Annotated in this window: 17 protein-coding genes; 5 read left to right on the top strand and 12 right to left on the bottom strand. The window is 62.9% G+C overall.

The annotated features are described in order from the left end of the window. On the top strand, window positions 1-1125 hold a 1125-nt coding region (locus tag AC5E6W_RS05470), incomplete at its 5' end, for a tetratricopeptide repeat protein (RefSeq protein WP_491751255.1). A 3-nt stretch (window positions 1126-1128) separates the two neighbouring features. Here AC5E6W_RS05470 and AC5E6W_RS05475 read toward each other — a convergent pair. From AC5E6W_RS05475 to asd, 3 genes are read right to left on the bottom strand one after another with little or no spacing between them, the layout of a single operon-like run. Then, window positions 1129-1812 carry a 4-hydroxy-tetrahydrodipicolinate reductase gene (locus tag AC5E6W_RS05475; protein WP_491751256.1) on the bottom strand — a complete coding sequence of 228 codons (684 nt, stop codon included), beginning with the start codon at window positions 1810-1812 and terminating at the stop codon, window positions 1129-1131. Window positions 1813-1833: 21 nt separating this feature from the next. Continuing rightward, the gene (gene lysC / locus AC5E6W_RS05480; protein WP_491751257.1) at window positions 1834-3294 is read right to left on the bottom strand and encodes a lysine-sensitive aspartokinase 3; all 1461 of its coding nucleotides are present in this window, start codon (window positions 3292-3294) and stop codon (window positions 1834-1836) included. Beyond that, window positions 3291-4409, bottom strand: coding sequence for an aspartate-semialdehyde dehydrogenase (gene asd / locus AC5E6W_RS05485; protein ID WP_491751258.1), 1119 nt, complete (start codon window positions 4407-4409; stop codon window positions 3291-3293). The genes lysC and asd overlap by 4 nt, the downstream gene beginning before the upstream one ends. Before the next feature lie 47 nt (window positions 4410-4456). Between asd and AC5E6W_RS05490 the strand changes: the two genes are divergently transcribed. Beyond that, the gene (locus AC5E6W_RS05490) at window positions 4457-4834 is read left to right on the top strand and encodes a hypothetical protein (RefSeq protein ID WP_491751259.1); all 378 of its coding nucleotides are present in this window, start codon (window positions 4457-4459) and stop codon (window positions 4832-4834) included. Between the two features lie 346 nt (window positions 4835-5180). Here AC5E6W_RS05490 and AC5E6W_RS05495 read toward each other — a convergent pair whose 3' ends face one another. After that, window positions 5181-6308 carry a TIGR03435 family protein gene (locus tag AC5E6W_RS05495; RefSeq protein WP_491751260.1) on the bottom strand — a complete coding sequence of 376 codons (1128 nt, stop codon included), beginning with the start codon at window positions 6306-6308 and terminating at the stop codon, window positions 5181-5183. Window positions 6309-6458: 150 nt separating this feature from the next. On the opposite strand from AC5E6W_RS05495, the gene AC5E6W_RS05500 reads away from it, so the two are divergent. Together AC5E6W_RS05500 and AC5E6W_RS05505 are read left to right on the top strand one after the other, a co-directional pair. Beyond that, a complete protein-coding gene (locus AC5E6W_RS05500) occupies window positions 6459-7016 on the top strand; it encodes a DinB family protein (RefSeq protein WP_491751261.1) in 558 nt (185 codons plus the stop codon). A 789-nt stretch (window positions 7017-7805) separates the two neighbouring features. Next, window positions 7806-8480, top strand: coding sequence for a membrane protein insertase YidC (locus tag AC5E6W_RS05505; protein WP_491751262.1), 675 nt, complete (start codon window positions 7806-7808; stop codon window positions 8478-8480). Window positions 8481-8688: 208 nt separating this feature from the next. On the opposite strand, the gene AC5E6W_RS05510 is transcribed toward AC5E6W_RS05505, so the two are convergent. Both AC5E6W_RS05510 and AC5E6W_RS05515 read right to left on the bottom strand, forming a co-directional pair. Then, a complete protein-coding gene (locus tag AC5E6W_RS05510) occupies window positions 8689-10338 on the bottom strand; it encodes a porin (protein ID WP_491751263.1) in 1650 nt (549 codons plus the stop codon). A gap of 451 nt (window positions 10339-10789) precedes the next feature. After that, complete coding sequence (locus AC5E6W_RS05515) at window positions 10790-13204, bottom strand: ABC transporter permease (protein WP_491751264.1); 2415 nt, start codon at window positions 13202-13204, stop codon at window positions 10790-10792. Between the two features lie 274 nt (window positions 13205-13478). Here AC5E6W_RS05515 and AC5E6W_RS05520 point away from each other — a divergent pair, with 274 nt between their 5' ends. Continuing rightward, window positions 13479-14243: a class I SAM-dependent methyltransferase gene (locus AC5E6W_RS05520; RefSeq protein ID WP_491751265.1), complete on the top strand. Its 765-nt coding sequence runs from the start codon at window positions 13479-13481 to the stop codon at window positions 14241-14243. Between the two features lie 13 nt (window positions 14244-14256). Here the strand turns inward: AC5E6W_RS05520 and AC5E6W_RS05525 are convergent, their stop codons facing one another. The 6 genes from AC5E6W_RS05525 to AC5E6W_RS05550 form a co-directional block, all read right to left on the bottom strand. Next, window positions 14257-15051 carry a cupredoxin domain-containing protein gene (locus tag AC5E6W_RS05525; RefSeq protein ID WP_491751266.1) on the bottom strand — a complete coding sequence of 265 codons (795 nt, stop codon included), beginning with the start codon at window positions 15049-15051 and terminating at the stop codon, window positions 14257-14259. A 222-nt stretch (window positions 15052-15273) separates the two neighbouring features. Further along, window positions 15274-16305 carry an isocitrate/isopropylmalate dehydrogenase family protein gene (locus AC5E6W_RS05530; RefSeq protein ID WP_491751267.1) on the bottom strand — a complete coding sequence of 344 codons (1032 nt, stop codon included), beginning with the start codon at window positions 16303-16305 and terminating at the stop codon, window positions 15274-15276. A gap of 7 nt (window positions 16306-16312) precedes the next feature. Next, window positions 16313-16792 carry a transcriptional regulator NrdR gene (nrdR, locus tag AC5E6W_RS05535; protein ID WP_491751268.1) on the bottom strand — a complete coding sequence of 160 codons (480 nt, stop codon included), beginning with the start codon at window positions 16790-16792 and terminating at the stop codon, window positions 16313-16315. Between the two features lie 132 nt (window positions 16793-16924). Next, the gene (locus tag AC5E6W_RS05540; protein ID WP_491751269.1) at window positions 16925-17974 is read right to left on the bottom strand and encodes a lysylphosphatidylglycerol synthase transmembrane domain-containing protein; all 1050 of its coding nucleotides are present in this window, start codon (window positions 17972-17974) and stop codon (window positions 16925-16927) included. A 4-nt stretch (window positions 17975-17978) separates the two neighbouring features. Next, the gene (locus AC5E6W_RS05545; protein ID WP_491751270.1) at window positions 17979-18725 is read right to left on the bottom strand and encodes a lytic transglycosylase domain-containing protein; all 747 of its coding nucleotides are present in this window, start codon (window positions 18723-18725) and stop codon (window positions 17979-17981) included. A 179-nt stretch (window positions 18726-18904) separates the two neighbouring features. Next, complete coding sequence (locus AC5E6W_RS05550) at window positions 18905-19852, bottom strand: HAD-IIB family hydrolase (protein WP_491751271.1); 948 nt, start codon at window positions 19850-19852, stop codon at window positions 18905-18907. Window positions 19853-19892: the final 40 nt, after the last annotated feature.

The following is a 19892-nucleotide window of genomic DNA, read 5'->3' on the forward strand; positions in this document are numbered from 1 at the left end:
GAGTTCCGCAAGGCCATCGCCGAAGATCCGAAGCTGCCCGGCGTCCACTACGCGCTCGCGGTCGCGCTGCTCGCCACCTCGGGCAACTCCAAGCTAGCTGAAGCCGAGACCGAACTGCGCAAGGAGATCGCGGATAGTCCCAAAGATGCGGCATCCTACGCTGCTCTTGGGCATCTCCTCGCCACCAACAGCCAGTCTCCTGCCGACCTCACCGAAGCGGAGACCGATCTCAAGCGCGCGACTCAACTCGATCCGACGAATCCTGATGCGTTCCTGTACCTCGGCCAGTTCTACTCCGAGCAGAAGCGTGTGCCCGAAGCCGAGGCCTCGCTTCGCCAGTCGATTGCTCTTACTATGGATGTCTCTCGTAATGCTTTCCAGGTCCAGAAGGCTCACTACCTACTTGGCCGCTTGCTTATGCAGTCAGGCGACAAGGCCGCCGCCGACCAGCAGATTGCCACGTCGCAGGCCTTGATGGAGCAGAGCCGAAGCCGCGATCAGAGTCGCCTGACCGACTACCTGCAGGAGAAGAAGCAGGCGGGGATGGGCTCTGATCTCGCACCCTCGATGCAGCGGGACCCGGCCAAACCTCCCGCCGAGCACAAGTCAGCCGCGGCTGTAGAGGCATTTGAAAAGCAGATCACGCCCGCGGTCGCCGATAGCTACAACAACCTCGGCGCGATCGCTGCGAGCCAGCATAACTACTCCGCCGCTCTCACGTACTTCGCTCGCGCCGCCGAGTGGCAGCCATCGCTGCCTGGGCTTGACTTCAACTGGGGTCGCGCTGCCTTCGAGGCTGGTGCCTACACGCAAGCCATTGGACCGCTCTCTCGCTTCCTCAAGGCCAATCCGAAAGAAGAGGGAGCTCGTCGCGTCCTCGGGCTCAGCCAGTTCCTGGCGCATGATTACTCCGCGGCCCGCGCCACACTCGCGCCCTTCGCGAACAGCGCTGACGAGGCACCACAGCTTCAGTTTGCCTATGCCGACTCGCTGCTGAAGACGGGGGATCCGAACGAGGCCATCTCACGTCTCGAAGCGCTCGCTAAGACGAACCCCGCGCTGCCCGATCTCTCTGCCGCGCTGGCGGAGGCTCACGCCGCCGCCCAGACGAGTACGCATAACTAACCACTAGATTTGGGAGAAGACGTCGCGGAAGTCGTAGATGCCGGTGTGTGTGCTCAGCCACTCGGCCGCCCGAACCGCACCTTCTGCAAACGCACGGCGGCTGAAGGCTTCGTGCTTCAACGTCAGTCGGTCTGCATCCGAGGTCGCGACCAGGATGTGGAGACCGGTCTCGTCGCCTTCACGGCTGGCGGTGATGGGAACCGCCGTGCTGGTGGAGCGCTCGATCGCCTGGCCGATGCTGATGGCGGTGCCGGATGGCGCATCGACCTTCGAGGCATGGTGGGTTTCGGAGATCTCGAACGTGTAGCCAGCGTCCTTCAGGGTAGAGCCCATCTCGGAGGCGAGGCGCAGCATCACCTGCACTCCGACGGAGAAGTTGGTGCCATACAGCAGGCCAGCGCCGCGCCGTTCCGCGAGCTGTCGCATGTCGTCTAGCTTGTCGTACCAGCCGGTGGTGCCAATCACCATCTTCGCGCCGGTGGCGAGGCATGCGCGCATGTTCTGCACGACTGCTTCGGGCGCGGTGAAGTCGATGACAACGTCGAAGCCTGCCACGAACGGTGCGGTCAGGCCCGCGGCATCCTTGTTTTCCTTCGCGTCGAGTACGTGCACACTGTGGCCGTGTTCGGCCGCGACCTGTGCGACCAACTTGCCAGTCTTCCCGACGCCTAAAACTAGAACTCGCATGATCTCTCTTTCTCGTACGCCTTAGACAATAGATGCAGCGGGCGCCGCGACAATGTCGAAGACATTCTCGTCGGGTTCAGCGAAGAACACCTGGTGCAGCGAACGTACAGCCTCATCAACATCTTCTTCGTCGATCATGAAGCTCATGTTGATCTCGCTTGCACCCTGCGAGATCATCCGCACGTTGACGTGGCTAATCGCGGAGAACACCCGGCCAGCGATGCCGTTATGACCGCGAATATCCTCGCCGACGAGACAGACGAGAGCCTTGCGGCCTTCGTACTTTACGTCGGCGATCTTGCCGAGCTCGGCGCAGATCGCGGGCAGCTGCTCGTTCGAATCGACAGTGAGCGAGATGCTGACCTCGGAGGTGGAAACCATGTCGATGGCGCACTTGTACTTGTCGAATACGTCGAAGACGGACTTGAGGTAACCGTGCGACATGAGCATACGGCTCGCGACGATGTCGATGATGGTGAGTCGCTTCTTCGCGGCGATGCTCTTGAAGGGCGACCGGCAGTGCGGAGCCATCGCCTCGATCTTGGTGCCTTCGTTGGACGGGTTGCGAGAGTTCAGCACATAGACCGGGATCGACTTCTGCACGGCCGGCAGGATCGTGGCGGGGTGCAGGACCTTCGCGCCGAAGTAGGCGAGTTCCGCCGCCTCTTCGAAGCTGATGGTTTTTACACGCAGGGCCTCGGGAACGATGCGCGGATCGGTCGTCATGATGCCGTTGACGTCAGTCCAGATCTCGATGGCTCCGGCATAGAGACCGCCGCCGACCAGCGCTGCGGTGTAGTCGCTGCCGCCGCGTCCGAGCGTGGTGGTGATGCCAGCGGCGTTTGAACCGATGAAGCCGCCGAGGACGGGCGTCTTGCCGTTTTGGACGAGCGGCAGAATGTGCTCGTGAAGCCTGGCTTCGATGGCCTCTTCGTTCGGCGCTGCCTTGCCGTAGTTGGAGTCCGTGATGATGCAGGTCCTAGCATCAACGTGCGCGCCTTCGAGGCCGAACTCATGGAAGCAGGCCGCGACCATGCGGCTCGACAGGCGCTCGCCGAAGCTGACGACGAGATCGTTGGTGCGTGGCGTCAACTCGCCGACGGCGGCGATGCCGCGGAGCAGGTCGTCGAGCGCGTCAAAGTCCTGGTGGAGCTTCGCGGCAAGCTGCATCAGGCGCTCGCCAGTGACGAGCTGGGTTGCGGTCGACAGGTGGCGCTCGCGTAGCTTGACGGCGAGACCAATGGCGCCTACGCGGTCGTTGTTTCCGGCTGCGGCTGCTGCGGCGAGAAGCTGGTCGGTGACCTTCGCCATCGCGGAGACCACGACGACGGGCTTGAGCTTGCGCTCGCGGCGTCCGGCGACGATCGATGCAGTGCGCTTGATGGCGGCTGCGTCTTCAACGCTGGTACCGCCGAACTTCATGACTACGATGTGCGGGCGTCCCGCGTGAACGGCTCCGCTGATGTCGACGTCTACGCTCATGCGTTGCCTGCCAGGACTGCCTTCTGGGCAGCCCAATTCTTCCAGTCGAGTTTGCCGAGCATGGCGAGGATCTCCGCGTTGAGGACGGCCGCGCCAGCGGCGCCTCGGATGGTGTTGTGGCTGAGGACGACGAACTTCCAATCGAAGAGCGAGCAGGGGCGCAGGCGGCCGACCGTGGTGGTCATACCGGCTCCGCGAAGCTTATCGAGCCTGGGCTGAGGGCGGTCGATCTCGTGCGCGTACTCGATCGGCTGATCGGGCGCGGAGGGCAGCGAGTGGCCTTCGTGGATGCCTCGGAGCGGGGCGAACTCGGACCATGCGGCGAGGATCTCCTCGTGCGTGGCGGGCTTTGAGAACTTCACGCTGACACACTCGGTGTGACCGTCTTCGACCGCAACGCGGTTGCAGTGGGCGCTGAGCTTGAGGTCGGCGAAGGTGACGTGATCGCCGGAGAAGGTGCCGAGGAGTTTGGCGCATTCTTCCTGCAGCTTTTCCTCTTCGTTCTTGATGAAGGGGACGACGTTGCCGAGGATGTCGAGCGAGGCGACGCCGGGATAACCGGCTCCGCTGACGGCCTGCATGGTGCTGACGAAGAGCTTTTCGATGCCGAAGCGCTCGTGCAGGGGCGCGAGGGCGAGGACGAGGCCGATGGCGCAGCAGTTGGGGTTGGTGACGATGTAACCACCAGACTCCTTCCGCCAGGACTGGCGCTCGATGAGATTGAGGTGCTCGGCGTTCACCTCGGGGATGACGAGGGGGACGTCACTCGTCATGCGGAAGGCGCTGGAGTTCGAGATGACGGCGCAGCCCGCTGCCGCGAACTTGGGTTCGAGTTCGTAGGCGACTGCGGCGTCGAGGGCCGCGATGATGATCTTCGGCAGATCGCCTTCGGGAGTGCCTTCGGGGACGTTCGGCATCAGCGTCATGTGGGCGATGCGTTCCGGAAGAGGAGTGTCGAGCTTCCAGCGGCAGGCATCGTGGTAGTGTTTGCCTGCGCTGCGATCGCTGGCTGCGAGCCATGTGATCTCAAACCAGGGGTGATTGCTGAGCATCTGAATCAATCGCTGGCCGACCATGCCGGTCGCACCTAAAACTCCTACTTTTCGCCGTTCCATCCAAGCTCCTCAGTATCACAACAGGATACCGCGCCGAGGGAGACAGCGTGGTTGCGTTTATAGTCAAGGACACGATGATGGAACCGCTCGAGACCAGTCCTATGCCGACGCGCGCTGCGCTGATCGGGATCAATACGGCGAACAGCTGGCAGGCGGGACCGGTACAGCAGCCGGTGCGCACGGCGTATATTGCGACGAACTCGACGCAGCGGGTGGCGTTCATTTCGTTGCAGAATGCGAAGAATCCACACCAGGTGCTGCACGTGATTACAAGGCCATCGTACTTTCCCGATATGCCTTATGGGCTGGTGGTTGAGCTGCATCTGACGAACGATCTTGCGCCTGGAGAGACGATTTATCTGTCGCTCGCGCAGGCTGGGGCGACGGCTTACTACCCGCCGCAGCCGATCGATGATGCGAAGTAGAGGGGTACCCCTCCCCCCCTTGTTTTCGGTAAAGTATTCAAAACAAATGCTTTATTCGTAAAATATTGAAACGAAAGGACTTAGTCTGTTCTGAGGCTTAAGCCTCCGCGATACCCAGGTGTCAAAACGAGACCTGGGGCACCCAAAGTGTGCTGCAGCCAGTCTCCTGGGACTCTGCTAGAGGAAGAGTTTCGGAGCTTTTCTTTTCCACTGCTTCTATTTTATCGGATCGGACAGGGTGGATAGGACAAGTTATTAATCGTCGTAAATAGTTGATTAGAAATAGGATACGGGATTTTTGGAGATGAGAACCCCTTGACAAAAATTTCCACAGTCAGGGCTGGCGTTAGTTGGCGGTGGGCTTGTCGATGTGGTCGACGATCATGACCTGGACGTTTGCCTTGGCGACGTCCATCTTCAGGCCGAGCTGCTCCTGAAGGGCAGTGTAGAGGCTAGGCAATGGGTTGGGGTCGTTGGGATCGGGCGTCGGGATGTGGACGCCGAAGGAGCTGAACTGGGACTGGTCGGGCGTCCAGCTGAGGTTGAAGTCGTAGCGGTCGGTTAGTCCGGTGTGGTCCACGACGGGCTTGTCCATGACGGCCTCCTGCATGCCGTGACAGAAGTCCTTCATGGTTGAGTTGGTCACCATGAGTTTGCCGAGGCCGCGGAAGATGAAGTTCCCGGGTGAGCCTGGCTGGTCGGAGGTGAGGGTGAGCTTCGGGGTTCCCCTGGCGACGGTGAGGACGTAGGCTGTCATCTCGCGTTCCTCGTTGTGGAACTTCAGGCCAAAGCGCTCGACGAGCGCGTCCTGGAGGAGGATGCGCATCTGCTGGATGTTGGGCTGGCCTTCGATGTCCGGCACGCCCGCGACGTCGTACTTCTCTTCCATCCAAGGGGGTGCGTTGAGGATCTCCTTGGTTTGCAGCGAATAGGCGAAGGTAATGAGGTCATTCACCGTGGTGTTGATGGTCATGACCTGGCGTCCGCGGATGGTGAAGAGCTTTCCGGGAGTGTTTGGATTGCTGGGTTTGACGGTGACCACGTCGAACTTAGGCTTTGCGTTGGCCGGCATGGACTTGGGCGGCTCCGGGATGGCCCACGCATTTTCTGCCGTGGGACGCGTCAGGTTGAGTGGATGGGTCTGGCCGTTCTGGGTTGCGTTGCCGACGATGGCGGTGTGATCGGCGTTCAACGTTCCCGCGTAGGTGACATCGAGGGACTTGATGGTGAAAGCGACGTTCAGCTTATCCTCGGTGACCGAGGAGACGGTGATGGGTCCGCCGCCCTGGTCGATGCTGTACATCACGGCCCTGTATGCGCCGGCGTCGTCTTTCGAGATTTTGAGGATGGTCCGAAGGCCTTTCCCGACCTCCAGGGTGCCCTGCCAGTTGCCGGTGAGATCGGGCGCCTGCGCATGCAGCACCCCGATCGCGAACAACAGGATTGCGATAAGTCGAAGTGCGGCGGCTTTCATGCGTGGATTTTCCTTTTGTGAGGTGCGCCCAAGGTATTACGGCCCTGGGTGAATGGCAAGATTAAAGCGTTGTACTGGACTGATTGCTTTGCGGTAGGACCGCTTCAGGAACTTTCCTACGGCCGCGAGATGTTCTGGTAAAGTCTGCACATGCTTCGGAGACTCCTCTTTGCCGCTCTTGTTTTCTGCGCTTCCACCGTCCATGCCCAGACGCCTGCCGCTCAGCCTGCGAACGAAGGAATCTGGGAGGGATACGACGGCGAGTGGCGGTATGTTTCGCGGCTCTTGATCTCGATTGCGGATGCGATTCCGGCGGAGAAATATGGTTGGCGGCCGGCGCCGGGTGTGCGGTCGGTGAGCGAGGTGATCATGCATATCGCGCAGGCGAACTTTTACCTGCTCAGCGTGACCGGGCCGAAGATGCCGCACGCGCTCGAAGGGGATGATGTGGAGAAGAGGATTGTGTCAAAGCCGGAGGTGATGGCCTACCTGCGGCAGTCGCTCGATGCGGTGAAGAGGGCGCGAGCGGCGCTGAAGCCCGGCGAACTGCAGCGCAAGGTAAAGATTCAAGGGACGGCCGCGGACGTTGACGGGATGTATCTGCGGATCATCTGCCATGACAACGAGCATATGGGGCAGTTGATTGCGTATGCGCGGGAGAACGGGATTGTGCCGCCGTGGTCGGCGGGTGTGGTGCTGCCGAAGTAGCGATTGCGGCGGGTTAGGGTGCGTGGTAGTTTGAATTTGATTTCGGAAGAGTTCCCTATGGATGTACAACGATACCGCCGGCTTCACGTTGCGCTGAGTCTGTCGTTGTTTGTCGCGTGGATGACGAGTCGGTGGTCGGGGACGATGGTGAGCGGACTGTCGGCGTTCGCGGGTCTGTTGATCTTTTCGAGTCTCGTCCTCTTTCTTGTTAGCTCGTCGTCGGCGCTTCATGAGGCGATTGTTGCGAGTCTGAGTGGGCTCACGGGGGTGCTCTTTGCGCCCGGATCGTACCGCCAGGTCGCGAGACGCGTTGTCGCTGCCGGTCTGCCAACTCCTACGCTGGTTCTACCTTTCCGCTTTCAGCTTCCCCCGCCGGATTATCTAAGCTAGAGCGGCTTGCCTTTTGCTGTTGTGCAGCTACAGCAGCAGATCCCCTGCCGGGGTGACAAAAGGCTTGTGTCCTGACGGGCGGCGCGACGGGCTTATGCCGTCTGCGTAGCTCGTGGGGAGCTGATGACTTACAGCACATTGAGGATGCGTTGCGCGGCCAGTGATTGGCTGCGTGCGATGCGTGCTGCAATGGCGCGGAGATTTGCGATGGCTGAGTTTAGGAAACCAGAGTTGGGAAGTTCAAATAGCAGTCGGTGGTTGGTTCTGTTGATGGTGTTGTTGGCTCTCGCGTTCTTTGGTCCTAGGCCGATCGTGAAGTTGAACGGTAGTGCCTTCTTCCATACGGAGGCGGCGAAGGCACAGGTCGCGCGAGAGCCAGGCGCTGTCGGGCGTGGGTCTATGAATGTCTTCGAGGAGAAGCTGTTTGTTGTGCTTGCGTTCGTTCAGTCGCGCCTGGCTGCGCGAGGTGAGGGCTCGTGGGGTTGGGCAATTGTGTTGCTGACGGCTGGGGTCAACGGGCTGCTGCTGCCGTTGCGCATCATCAGTATGCGGAGCGGGGTGAAGATGCAGCGGATTCAGCCGGCGATTGGCGTGATCAGGGAGCGGTACAAGGGCGTGCCGCTTACGGATTCGCGCCGCGGCCAGATGTCGGCTGAGATTGCGCAGGTGCAGAAGGAGAGCGGGGTGAATCCTTGGGGCGGGTGTCTGCCTTTGCTGGTGCAGATGCCTCTGCTGTTTGCGTTCTTCGGGATGCTGCGCAAGGCGCCTGCGCTGCATGGTGCGGAGTGGTTATGGCTGCATGATTTGTCGGCGGCCGATCCATATCATGTACTGCCGGTGCTGATGGGAGTTTCGCAGCTGATGGTGCAGTGGATGACGCCTTCGCCGGGGGTGGACGCGAGGCAGCAGAAGGTGATGGCGTGCCTGACGACGATTGGGTTCGGGTATGTGAGTTGGCATTACGCGTCGGGGTTGGCGCTGTATGCGCTGACAGGTAGCGTCCTCTCGCTTGCAACGCAGGGGGTGATGAGCCGGTTCGTTCTGGGCGGGGCTGCGGAGGGGCATCACAACTGAAAGGCAAGGTGAAGGACCGCGAGAAGCGGAGCTGGGTTCGAGTGTAGGGACCCAGGTCTCAAAGGCGAGACCTGGGGCACCCAACCCCGGCGCCCGGCCACCCAGGCGAAGTGGCGTGCCGGCGGCAGACTACCGTTTTCCCGAGGCGTCGTAATCGGTGGATATCGTGGCATTTGCTTCATCTTCCCCTTTGGAGCTGCTACGACTTTTAGAAGGTAAAGCGGCCGCCGATGGTGGGTGCGAAGTTGCTGTTGTGGAGGTAGGGAACGCCGGGGCCGTGGGGGATGGCGATGGCCGCGCCTCCGTAGACGAAGGAGTAGGCGAGGCCGACGAAGGCATCGAAATGCCGGGTGAAGTGATGGTCGGAGTAGAGGGAGCCTTCGTTGAGGGCGCCAGCGCAGGAGGCGCGGAATCCGGCTGTGGCGGAGCAGGTCTGCGGAGAACGGAAGTCGTTCTGCAACTGCTCGTACCAGGCAAAGGTAATGTCGGTCTTGGCGTCGTAGGAGTACTTGACGCCGGTCCACCAGATGCGGAGGATCTTTTCGGTGTCGAGATTGTTGTCTTCGACGCCGCTCATGAAGTAGCCGCCCTGGTCGGAGGCTCCGACGCCGAGGGGGTCGTGCGGGTTGTTCTGCCAGATGTACTCGAAGCCGCCGTAGACCTTGAACTGGTCGCCGGTGTACTTGGCGGAGGCGAGGAAGGCGTTGTTGTCGGTGACGATGCCGTAGAGGGTGTCGTCGGTGGAGATGAGGTTGGCGCCGGTGATGGGGTGCTCGTTTACGCTGTCGGTGGTGTTCTGGTAGGAGGCTGAGGGCGCGGCGCTTTGGGCGCCAAGGAGTGGATTGAGGACGCTGATGGCCTGGTTGTAGTGCTGGTAGAGGAGGTCGCCGGAGAGGCGTTTGTTGTTTGCGCCGATGCCGCCGCCGTAGGCATTGTTGTGCGCGGTTTCAGGCGTGCAGGTGGCGGCGGTCCAAGTTGCGGAGGCGGAGAAGCAGCCGCCGTTGCCGTCGGCGAGCTTGTACATGGCGGAGAGACGGGCGTGGCCGTATTCAACTTTGTACTTGACGGCGTCGTCCCAGCGGCTGTCTTCGGTGTCTCCGCCGCCGGCCATGGTGCCGTTGTAGCCGATGTAGGAGAAGGCATAGCTGCCGCTGGCGGGGTCGTATTGCAGCATGATATCGGTGCCGAGGGAGCGCTGGCGGCCGAAGGTGAGGGTGCCGAAGCGGTCGGACGAGACACCGCCGTAGTACTCGTCGTTGAGCGGCTGACCGGCGCGTGCGCCGTCGATGGCCTCGGAGTAGCTGCTGCGGGGAAGGCCGTTGTTGATGATGTCGGTTTTTGAGGCGTTGGCGAGGAGGCCGGACTGCGGATTGATGCCGGTGGAGGCGTTGAAGACGGCGTACCAGCCGGGCGTGAACTCGATCTTGCCGCGGACGCCGAACCCTGTCTGCTGCAGATTGTTGGGGGCTACGACGAAGCGAGCTTGATAGCCGTTGCGGTTGACGAGCGATTCGCCCTCGTAGTTGTAGCCGTTTTCGGGAAGGCCGTGGCTGACCCAGCCGAGGCCGACGTCGTACGCGCCGTAGAGGGTGATGCCGTGCCAGGTGAGCGGGTCGGGGCCGGTGGGTGCGGTCGCGGGCTCGCTGGTCTGGGGCTGGGCAGGGGATTGCAGGAAGTGCGGTGTGGCGGTGAAGGTGTAGGGGATGGCCGCGGGTGGGTTTGTGGTTGCGACGGGTACGTCGGGGAGTGCGGTGGTGCTTGGGTCGGGGATGGCGCCGGAGTGGCTCGCCGGGGTCTGGGCGCAGATCGGAATGGCACCGATCGCAAGCCAGAGAAGAGATAACTTTGCCTGGTTCACACTACCTCCAAAGGAGAGCTGTTTTTTCGTCTGTTTTTTTGAACTGGGAATTTTTCTACGATTCTATGCGGATCAGCATATCGAATTTTTCGGATGTTGCGATAGATGCAAGATCGGTGGTTGGGTCCCTGGTTTGTTTCGCGACGCGCGTGTCTTGCCTCGCCGGTGCATGGGCGAGGGCCGCGATCGGCTTGAGGTCAGGCGGGTGTGGCAGGTCTGGCGTTTGCCCGAGCATCGTGGGGAGAAAGGGAGAAAGTTCCGAGGCGGTCCTTCCTCGTCGGGGTCGTGCGACTGCGGCTCTTGCGGTAAAGCTCCAAGAGCCTTCGCTCAGGATGACGGTTTATGGGCGGCCGATGAGGGGATCACGCGATGGCTGTGGCCTCTCCTACACCTGAGAGGCCAGAGACCGGCGTCACGAAACTGCGCCAGGACTATTCGTTGCGCAGGGCGTTCATGGGATCGACGCGCGAGGCACGGCGCGCGGGGAGCCAGCTTGCGAGGAGCGCGATGGCGGCGATGGCGAGGGTGATGGAGGCGAAGACGGTGGGATCGTCGGGGCGGACCTGGTAGAGGAGGTTGGCGCTGCCATGCGCGCGAGGCCGAACGCCAGCACGAGCCCTACACAGATGCCGATGGCGGTGAGTTGGCCGGCACGGCCGAGGATCATGCGCAGGACGTCTTCGCGGCGGGCGCCGAGGGCGAGGCGCACACCGATCTCGCGCGTGCGTTCGCCGACGAGGTTCTCCATGGCGCCGAAGATGCCGATGGCGGCGAGCAGAAGCGCAAGGAAGGCGTCGAAGGCGAGGGTGCCGGAGATGTAGAAGAGGCCGGTGAGTTGGAGGTGCAGGAACTGCGCGTAGGTCTGGACGCGATCGAGTGGGAGTGTGGGATCGAGGGTGGCGAGGGCCTTGCGGGCTGCGGGCGCGAGGGTGGAGGGGTCGCCGGCGGCGATGATGGAGTAGTTCATGCTGCTTTGCGGAAGCTGGGCTGCGCTCATGTAGACGGCGGCGGGGTGAGACCGCTCCCAGAGCTCGTACGAGGTCTCGTCGACGATGCCGACGATGGTGAGCCACGGGGTCTGGTTCTGGCCGGGACCGCCTATGCGAATGCGGTGTCCGAGCGGGCTTTCCTGGGGGAAGTAGCGTGTGGCGAATTGGCTGCTGATAACGGCTACGGGTTCGGATTGGAGGGTGTCGCTGGCGGTGAAGGTGCGGCCGCCGTTGGGTAGGAGGGGGATGTGGAGGGTGTTGAAGTAGGCGTTGCTAACGGTGATCCGCAAGGCGTTTGGCTCTTTGCCGGGGATGAGGGCGCGGCCTTCGATCTGCGCCTGGTCGAGCCAGCCATCGTCGCTGTAGGGGAGGGTTGAGGTGGCGGAGGCCTGCTCGACACCGGGGAGGGTGCGGAGGCGGGCGAGGCTCTGCGTGTACCAGGCGGCTTGTTTTTCGGGCGTGTCGTAACGGGCCTCCGGTAGGTGGACGTTGAAGGTGAGCATGCGGTTGGGCTGGTAGCGGTCGCCGAGGTGCAGCATGCCGAGCATGCCCTTGCACATGAGCGACGTCCCGATGACGAGGGCGACGGCGAGCGAGATCTGCGAGACGGCGAGGATGTTTCTGAGGCGGCTGGTGCGGATGGAGCCCGAGACGGAGCGGGAGCCGGCTTTGAGTTGATCCGTGAGGTTGACGCGGAGAGCTTCGAGCGACGGGGCGAGGCCGGAGACTAGGCCGGCGATGATCGCGAGGAAGAGGCTGATCGCGAGGGCTCGGCCGTTGAGCGAGATGTTGGACCAGCCGGCGACGAGGCGGGCGACTTGATCCGGCATGGTGACCTTGCTGATGTGCATCTGCAGCACGGCGAAGAGCAGGCCGCCAGAGCCGCCGAGCATTGCGACGATTAGGCTCTCCGTGAGGAGCTGTCGCAGGAGGCGCCAGCGGCTGGCGCCGAGGGCGATGCGCAGGGCGACCTCCGGCCGGCGGGCGAGGCCGCGCGCGAACTGCAGGTTGGCGACGTTTGCGCAGACGACCATGAGAACGAGGAAGGTTGCGCCCTGGCTCAGAGCGAAGAAGAGCGGGGTGAGATCGCCGTTGACGCCTTGCAGTAGCGTCTCCACTTTGATGGAGGAGTTCTCGTTGGTGGCTGGGTAGGCGTGGGCGAGGCGGTCGGCGATGAGGTTGAGCTCGGCCTGGGCCTGCGTGAGGGTGACGCCCGGGCGCAGGCGTCCGAGGACGAGGAAGTTGTGCTCGGTGCGGTTGGTGAGCTGCGCGGGGAGGGGTGCGAGGGGGAGAAAGAAGTCGGTGGTGGCGGGGTACTGCGTGGTCTTTGGCATGATGCCGATGACGGTGTAGGGCTGCTGGTTGAGCTCGAGCTTGCGGCCGAGGATGGCGGGGTCGCTGTTGAGGTGCGACTTCCAGAAGCTATAGCTGAGGACGGCGACGTTGTTGCGGCCGGATTGGGCGTCGGTTGCGTTGAAGACGCGGCCGAGGAAGGCTTCGGAGCGCAGGACTGTGAAGAAGGAGGGGGAGGCGTAGATGGCTTGTACGCGCGTGGGGTCGCCGGCTCCGGTCATGCTAAGGTCGGCGTTGGTGCGGACGGCGAGCTGCTCGAAGGAGTGGCTTTGACGCTGCCAGTCTTCGAAGTTGGCGAGCGCGGCGGGGCGTGCGACGCCGTCGGCACGCTTCTCGTAGATGGTGACGACGTGATCGAGATCCGGGATTGCGAGCGGCCGCAGGACGACGGCGTCCATCATGCTGAACGAGGCGGTGTTGGCGCCGATGCCGATCGCGAGCGTGAGGACGGCGGTGAGGGTGAAGCCGGGGGATTTCCGCAGCTGGCGGAGAGCGTAGCGAAGATCTTGCAGGAAGGTCGACATGCGTGGAGTCCCTCGTGTGTGCCGCCAGCGTTGCGTCCTTAAGTATTGCCGTTATGTAAGCACGTTGCGGACCGAAAGGCACAAGCGCAGATCTTGATGGAACGGAGTTTCTGCTGGCTGGGATGCTGATCTTGCTGTCCACCGGCGACGATTGGTGTCCGCAACTGGACGCTGCCTAGAGGAGCTTACCTCTGCGGCAACGATGTTCTGCTCTAACGCATGGCGCCCCGACTAGGATGAGGAGGGTAGATTCCGAGGGAGGAAGGCGAGTGCGATGTCGGAGAAGACGCTGAGTTTCTATGACTCGATGGCCGAGTGCTACCACCTGATCTTTGAAGATTGGGACCGGTCGATTCAGCGCCAGGCGGGGATCTTGAACGCGGTGATGGCGCGGGAGCTGCCCGGCCCGCAGCTGAGGATTTTGGACTGCGCGTGCGGTATTGGCACCCAGGCGCTGGGGCTCGCGGCTTCGGGACACCGAGTGGTTGGATCCGATTTGAGCGCGGCGGAGGTGACGAGGGCGCGAAGAGAGGCTCGGGAACGTGGGCTGGTGATTGAGTTTTATGTCTCGGATATGACGGATCTGCGTGAGATTCCCGAAAGCGGATTCGACGTCGTGGCAGCGTTCGACAATGCCTTGCCTCACCTTAGCCCGGCGGAGCTGAGCTCAGCGGTGGGTGCGATGGCGGGGAGGCTAAGGCCGGGTGGACTGTTTATGGCGAGTATCCGCGACTATGACTTGCTCGTTGAGCAAAGACCCGCGATGCAGGAACCCGCCTTTTTCGGCGAAGCTGGGAGCCGCAGAATCGTCCACCAGGTGTGGGACTGGAAAGAAGCTGCGGGATATACACTCCACCTCTACCTGACCGTGGAAGAGGAAGGAAGCTGGGCCACACGGCATTTTGTGTCGGAGTATCGCGCCTTGAAACGGCAGGAACTGACTGTAGCGCTGCGCGCGGCGGGATTTGCAGAGCCCGTGTGGCTTATGCCTGCGGAGAGTGGTTACTACCAGCCTCTTGTCCTCGCGAGACGCCCGTGATCAGTCCGACGAGCTACTGGGCGGCGAAGGTGAAGCTGGCTTTGGCGGTGCCGGTGGCGGGAACGGCGAGAGGGATGTCCTTTTCGCCGAGCTTTTCGTGGACGGCGGCGAGGACGTAGTCTCCTGCGGGCATGCCGGTGATGGTGAAGTGACCCTGGGCATCTGAGACGGCGAAGAAGGGGGTGGGCGCGACGTTGATGAAGGCGTTCATCCAGGGATGGTTGTTGCAGCGGACGGGCATCATGAGCTCGGGTTTCATGAACTGCTTCGTGACGGGAATGCCGCGGGGGCCTTGGGAGATGTCAATGGGTTGATTGCCGACGGTCGTGGGCATGGTGTGGATGTTGTGCATGGTGATGTCGGAGTTCATGAACTGGACGGAGCCGCCCTGGACGACGCCGATGACGTGCGGGATGTACTGGCAGCCCTTCTGGTCGAGCACGACGGGTGCGGCGACGACGCCGGATTGCATGGCGGCGGGTGGGCCGCTCTTGACGTAGACGAAGACGTTGGCGAGATGGCCGTTGTTGACGACGTACTGCTCGGTGTAGACGGGGCCGGTGGATGGGCCCATGGCGCAGGCGGGGTCCATGGTGGTGTCGATGAGGACCTTGGCGGGCGGCTTGCCGGTGAAGTCGACGGTGCCGGTGACGGTGGACTGGCCGACGGGGACGGAGGTGCGCGGGGACTCGGCGCTGTTGGGGACGGCAGCCTTGTCGATGGATTCGGCGGAGTGGGTGGCGGAGTCGGCTTTGCAGCCAAAGAGGAGGGTCAGGGTGGTGAGGAGGATAAGGGAGCGGGGGGTCATTGGGACTCCTTGGGTGGGAGCTTGATGGCTGTTGGCTTGGAAGCTCTAGTGAGAAAGCCTGAGTGTTAGTGCCGGGCTAAAGGGCTTCGGGCTCCTTCGACTGCGGCACTTGCCGATGAAGCTGGCAAGTGCCTTCGCTCAGGATGACGGGGTGTTGTGGGGATGCAACTTTCGAAAGCTTTGACTTCGTGAGTTGAGAGTTTCGAGTTCGCCAGTTCAGAGTCAGGCCAGGGCGTTGATGATGGCTGCGGCGAAGGCTGTTGTGCCACTGGTGCCGCCTACGTCCTTGGTGAGGGTTTTGCCTTCCGTGTAGACCTGTTCGAGGGCCTTCTGGATGAGCTCGGCGGTGGCGGTTTCGTCCAGGTGATGGAGCATCAGGACCGCGCTTTGGAGGAGTGCGGTTGGGTTGGCGAGGTCCTTGCCAGCGATGTCCGGAGCGGAGCCGTGGACGGCTTCGAAGATTGCGGCTTTGACGCCGAGGTTCGCGCCGGGAACGAGGCCGAGGCCGCCGACGAAGGCGGAGCAGAGGTCGGAGAGGATGTCGCCGTAGAGGTTGGAGGTGAGGAGGATGTCGTACTGGTAGGGGTTCATGACGAGCTGCATGCAGGTGTTGTCGACGATGTGCTCTTTGTACTCGATCTCGGGGTATTCGGCGGCGACCTTGCGCGCGCACTCGAGGAAGAGGCCGTCGGTGAGCTTCATGATGTTCGCTTTGTGGATGGAGTGGATCTTCTTTCGACCGTGCTTGCGGGCGTACTCGAAGGCGGACCGGGCGATGCGGGTGGAGCCTTTTTCGGTGATGATCTTGAGCGACTGCGCGACCCCGGGGACGACCATGACTTCGAGTCCGGCGTAGAGGTCTTCGGTGTTCTCGCGGAAGATGATGAGGTCGACGCCGGGGTAGTTGGTCTTGAGGCCGGGAAGGTTCTTGATCGGGCGGAAGTTGGCGTAGAGGTCGAACTTCTTGCGGAGGGTGACGTTGATCGAGGCGAAGCCTCCGCCGATGGGGGTGGTAACGGGGCCTTTGAGCGCGACCTTGTTGGCTTCGATGGACTCGTAGAGCGCCTTGGGGATGTACTCGCCGGTGGCGGCGAAGGCGTCGGCGCCGGCGTCGTGGCGGTGCCATTCGAAGGTGCAGCCGGTCTTGGCTCCGGCGGCTTCGAGGATCTGCACGACAGCGGAGGAGACTTCGGGGCCGATGCCGTCGCCGGGGATGAGGGTGATCTTGTGGGGCGTTTTCGCGATATCTGACAAAGCTTGGTTATCCTTTCAAGGGCTTGCGGGGTTCTTTGCTGCTGAGCAGCTCTTCGAGTTCGGCTTTGAATTCACGGACGTCTTTGAAGTCGCGGTAGACGCTGGCGAAGCGGATGTAGGCTACGGTATCGATCTGCTTGAGGCGCAACATGATGAGCTCGCCGATGGCCGTGGTCTGGCGTTCGCGTTCGGGGGAGTCGACGACGAAGGCCTCAGTCTCATCCACGATCGCCTGCATCTGCGCGGCGGAGACGTTGCGCTTCTGGCAGGCCTGGAGAAGGCCGTTGAGGATCTTTTGGCGGTCGAAGCGCTCGCGGCGGCCGTCCTTTTTGACGACCATGTAGGGGATTTCATCGATGCGTTCGTAGGTGGTGAAGCGCTTGTTGCAGCGTTCGCACTCGCGCCGGCGCCGGATGGAGTCGGCGTCTTTGCTCTCGCGCGAGTCGACGACACGATCCTGGGCAAAACCACAGTAAGGACACTTCATGCTTTTACTGATTGTACTGCGTACGCCGGGAGCTTCGCGTTGTCCTCCCGTTGGTCGGCACAATCATCTGTGCCGACCAGCGGGAGGAGCGACGCGAAGCCCAAAACAGCACGAAGTGCCGCCCGTCCGGCGTTAGGACGTACTTGTCTCTACTTCTTCTTCGCTCGTAGTCGCCACTTGCCGAAGTGAGATGCCTTCGATTCTTGCGTAGATGAGGCCGAAGGGGATGACGGACATGGACCCGATGAGCCAGACCATGAGGCCGGCGCCGGCGGCGATCTCCGACGGGACGTGGAAGAGCTCGGTGAGCGCGAAGACGTTGCCGGCCCAGGCGCCGCCTCCTCCGGGGATCGGCAGCGCGGAGCCCGCGATGCTGAAGCCCATGAGCACGATGACGGAGCCGACGCTGAGCTCGTGGACGGGCGAGGGAAAGGCGCGCAGGACCAGGACGTAGGTGACGACGATGATGGCCCAGGTGGCAAGCGAGAGGAAGGCGAGTTGCAGGAACTCGGAGAAGCCGGTGATGACGTCGAGGCCCTGGTGGAAGGAGCGGATCTTATCGGCGACGGAGGCTGCCAGGGGCTTCGAGAGTCGGCCGAAGAGCTGTTCGGTGAGTTGCGCGACGTGCTCCCCGGCGAAGCGGACGACGACGACAAAGAGGCCGATGGCGACGGTGAGGCCGGCGATAGTGTAGCCCGCTTTGTGGATGAACGGCAGGGTCTGCAGGCCGGAGGCGAGCAGCAGGTTGAGCGAGAAGATGAGGCCGAAGGCGCCGAGGTCGAAGACGCGTTCGACGGCGACGACTGCGATCTGCGAGGCGAAGGTGAGGCCGGTGCGGCGGGAGACGAGGAGCGGGCGGATGAGCTCGCCGATGCGGCCGAAGATGGCGAGGCCGGTGAAGCCGACGAACTGCGGGCCGACGAGTGCGCGCCAGGAGACCGCAGGGCGTCCGGAGGTGCGGAGGATGGGCTTGAGGAAGACGGCCCAGCGCATGGCGCGCGTGGCGTAGTTTGCCTGGATGAGGAGGGTGGCGAGGAGCAGCAGGCGGAGATCGGCGGTGCGGCAGCTTTGGGCGAAGCCGGCCCAGTCGAAGTGCGAGGTGTGGAGCTTCCAGCCGATGAAGCCGACCAGGACGACAAGCACGAGCCAGGGTGCGACCTTGCGCAGGGTGGGTTTTGCCATGGGTTTATTGAGCCTTGGCGAGCAGATTTGTTTTGGAGCTGGATTTCGCCAGGCGGACGGCTTCGGTTTTGCGGCGGTTGAACTCGCGGATGACGCGGGCGACGTAGGCTCGGGTTTCGCGGAAGGGTGGCACGCCGTGGTACTTGTCGACGGCGCCGGGGCCGGCGTTGTAGGCGGCGAGCGCGAGGGGGATGTTGTCGTGGTAGCGGGTGAGCAGGGCGTCGAGGTAGCGGGTTCCGCCTTCGACGTTGTCGGCGGGGACGAAGGCGTCCCTTACCCCAACCGCTGACGCGGTTGAAGGCATAAGCTGCATGAGGCCCTGGGCGCCGGTGCGCGAGATGGCGTGGGCGCGTCCGCCGGATTCGGCGTGGACGACCGAGGCGAGGAGCGCGGCGTCGATGTTGTGGGTGGCTCCGGCGGCGGAGAGGAGGTGGCCGAGTTCGGCGATGGAGGGCTGGGCGGGGAGAGCGAGGTTCGCCGCGACGGGACCAACACGGGTGGTTGTGGGCGGCGGTGGGTCGGGGACGCTCTCGACGAGCGCTATGGATGCGGGTGCGACGTCGGTGTAGCCGGGGTCAGCGCCGGGGGTGGTGGGTTCGAGATAGAGGCGGACTTTGCCGTCGACTGGCTCGTGCCGCACGCAGTCGAAGGTGGAGCCGTTGTGGAGCGTGATGCGCTCCATGGCGTGGGCGAACGGGGCCGCGAGCGCAAAACTGAGCGCGGTGAAGCCGAGAGTTCGCAGGAAAGGCATTTGCAAAGAGGTTACCAGATGTCCTGCCGGACGGGCCCGCTTGTCGCGCGGGGCGAGCACTTCGTGGGGTGATTGCTTCGCGTGGTCCTCCCTTTGGTCGGAAAAGAGGCTTGTGCCGACCACCGGGAGGACTAACGCGAAGCCCAAGACGGCCCGAAGGGCTCCGGCGGGACATGTGTTTACAGGCTGTTGGACAAGACTGGGGTGGTTTGCGTTAGCAGTTCGATGGCGTCGGCAACGCCGTCTTCGAGGTGGTGCGCGGTGATGTGCCAGCTGCGTGCGGCGGCGATGAGTTTCAGGTCTTCGGGTGCGTTGCCCATCAGGACGGGGTGTCCGGCGATCTCAAGCATGGAGAGGTCGTTCCAGTTGTCGCCGATGGCCATGATCTCGGAGGGGCGGATGTTGCGCGCGGCGGCGAGGCGCAGGAGCGCGGCGCCCTTGGCGCAGCCGGCGGGGAGGATGTCGACGATCGAGAGATCGCGCTCGGGGTACTCGGTGCGGTTGAGGGAGATCTTGATCTCGGGGTTAGGCTGGCTAGCGTGGGTGTCGCCTACAGGCGCAATCCAGGGGTGCGCGATCATGTGGGCTTCGGCGCGGCGCATGCGCTCGACGGTCCCGCAGAGCATCATCTGGATGGGCGCGTCGACGTCGAGGCAGTCTTCGATGGGGCGGACGGTGGCGATGTAGGGTGCGTTCGCGATCATCCACTTGTCGATGGAGGCATGCAGGTCTTCGAGCTCTTCGACGACGAGCGCGCCGCGGGTGTCTTCGCCGTCGAGGCCGACCTTGTCGAAGGTGATGACGAGCGCGTTGCGGAACTCGGCGAGGTGGCCGCAGAGCCAGCGGGCGACGGGTGTCTCCATGTGCATGCGCTCGATGAGCGCGGAGGCGAAGGTGCGGACGACGGCGCCGTTGGAGCTGACGAGGAGGGTTTCGGGGGCGAGCGCGAGCGGGCGCAGGACCTTGAGGGCGTAGGAGTGGCGGCGGCCGGTGGCGATGACGACTTCGATGCCGGCGGCTTGTGCGGCGCGGAGGGCGGCGAGGTTGCGGCGGGAGACCTGGGTTTCGGCGCCGAGCAGCGTGCCGTCGAGGTCGATGGCGATCATGCGGATTGGAGAATCTAGCATCTGTTTGATTCTCTCATCGGCACAAGGCGAAGACTTAACA

The organism is Bryocella sp. (assembly GCF_058498515.1).

Coding starts and splice junctions, on each gene's coding strand:
- AC5E6W_RS05515 (WP_491751264.1), bottom strand. CDS start 13,204: ATGTCGACCTTCCTGCAAGATCTTCGCTACGCTCTCCGCCAGCTGCGG.
- AC5E6W_RS05540 (WP_491751269.1), bottom strand. CDS start 17,974: ATGGCAAAACCCACCCTGCGCAAGGTCGCACCCTGGCTCGTGCTTGTC.
- nrdR (WP_491751268.1), bottom strand. CDS start 16,792: ATGAAGTGTCCTTACTGTGGTTTTGCCCAGGATCGTGTCGTCGACTCG.
- AC5E6W_RS05550 (WP_491751271.1), bottom strand. CDS start 19,852: ATGCTAGATTCTCCAATCCGCATGATCGCCATCGACCTCGACGGCACG.
- AC5E6W_RS05545 (WP_491751270.1), bottom strand. CDS start 18,725: ATGCCTTTCCTGCGAACTCTCGGCTTCACCGCGCTCAGTTTTGCGCTC.
- asd (WP_491751258.1), bottom strand. CDS start 4,409: ATGGAACGGCGAAAAGTAGGAGTTTTAGGTGCGACCGGCATGGTCGGC.
- AC5E6W_RS05505 (WP_491751262.1), top strand. CDS start 7,806: ATGAATGTCTTCGAGGAGAAGCTGTTTGTTGTGCTTGCGTTCGTTCAG.
- AC5E6W_RS05500 (WP_491751261.1), top strand. CDS start 6,459: ATGCTTCGGAGACTCCTCTTTGCCGCTCTTGTTTTCTGCGCTTCCACC.
- AC5E6W_RS05520 (WP_491751265.1), top strand. CDS start 13,479: ATGTCGGAGAAGACGCTGAGTTTCTATGACTCGATGGCCGAGTGCTAC.
- AC5E6W_RS05475 (WP_491751256.1), bottom strand. CDS start 1,812: ATGCGAGTTCTAGTTTTAGGCGTCGGGAAGACTGGCAAGTTGGTCGCA.
- lysC (WP_491751257.1), bottom strand. CDS start 3,294: ATGAGCGTAGACGTCGACATCAGCGGAGCCGTTCACGCGGGACGCCCG.
- AC5E6W_RS05525 (WP_491751266.1), bottom strand. CDS start 15,051: ATGACCCCCCGCTCCCTTATCCTCCTCACCACCCTGACCCTCCTCTTT.
- AC5E6W_RS05495 (WP_491751260.1), bottom strand. CDS start 6,308: ATGAAAGCCGCCGCACTTCGACTTATCGCAATCCTGTTGTTCGCGATC.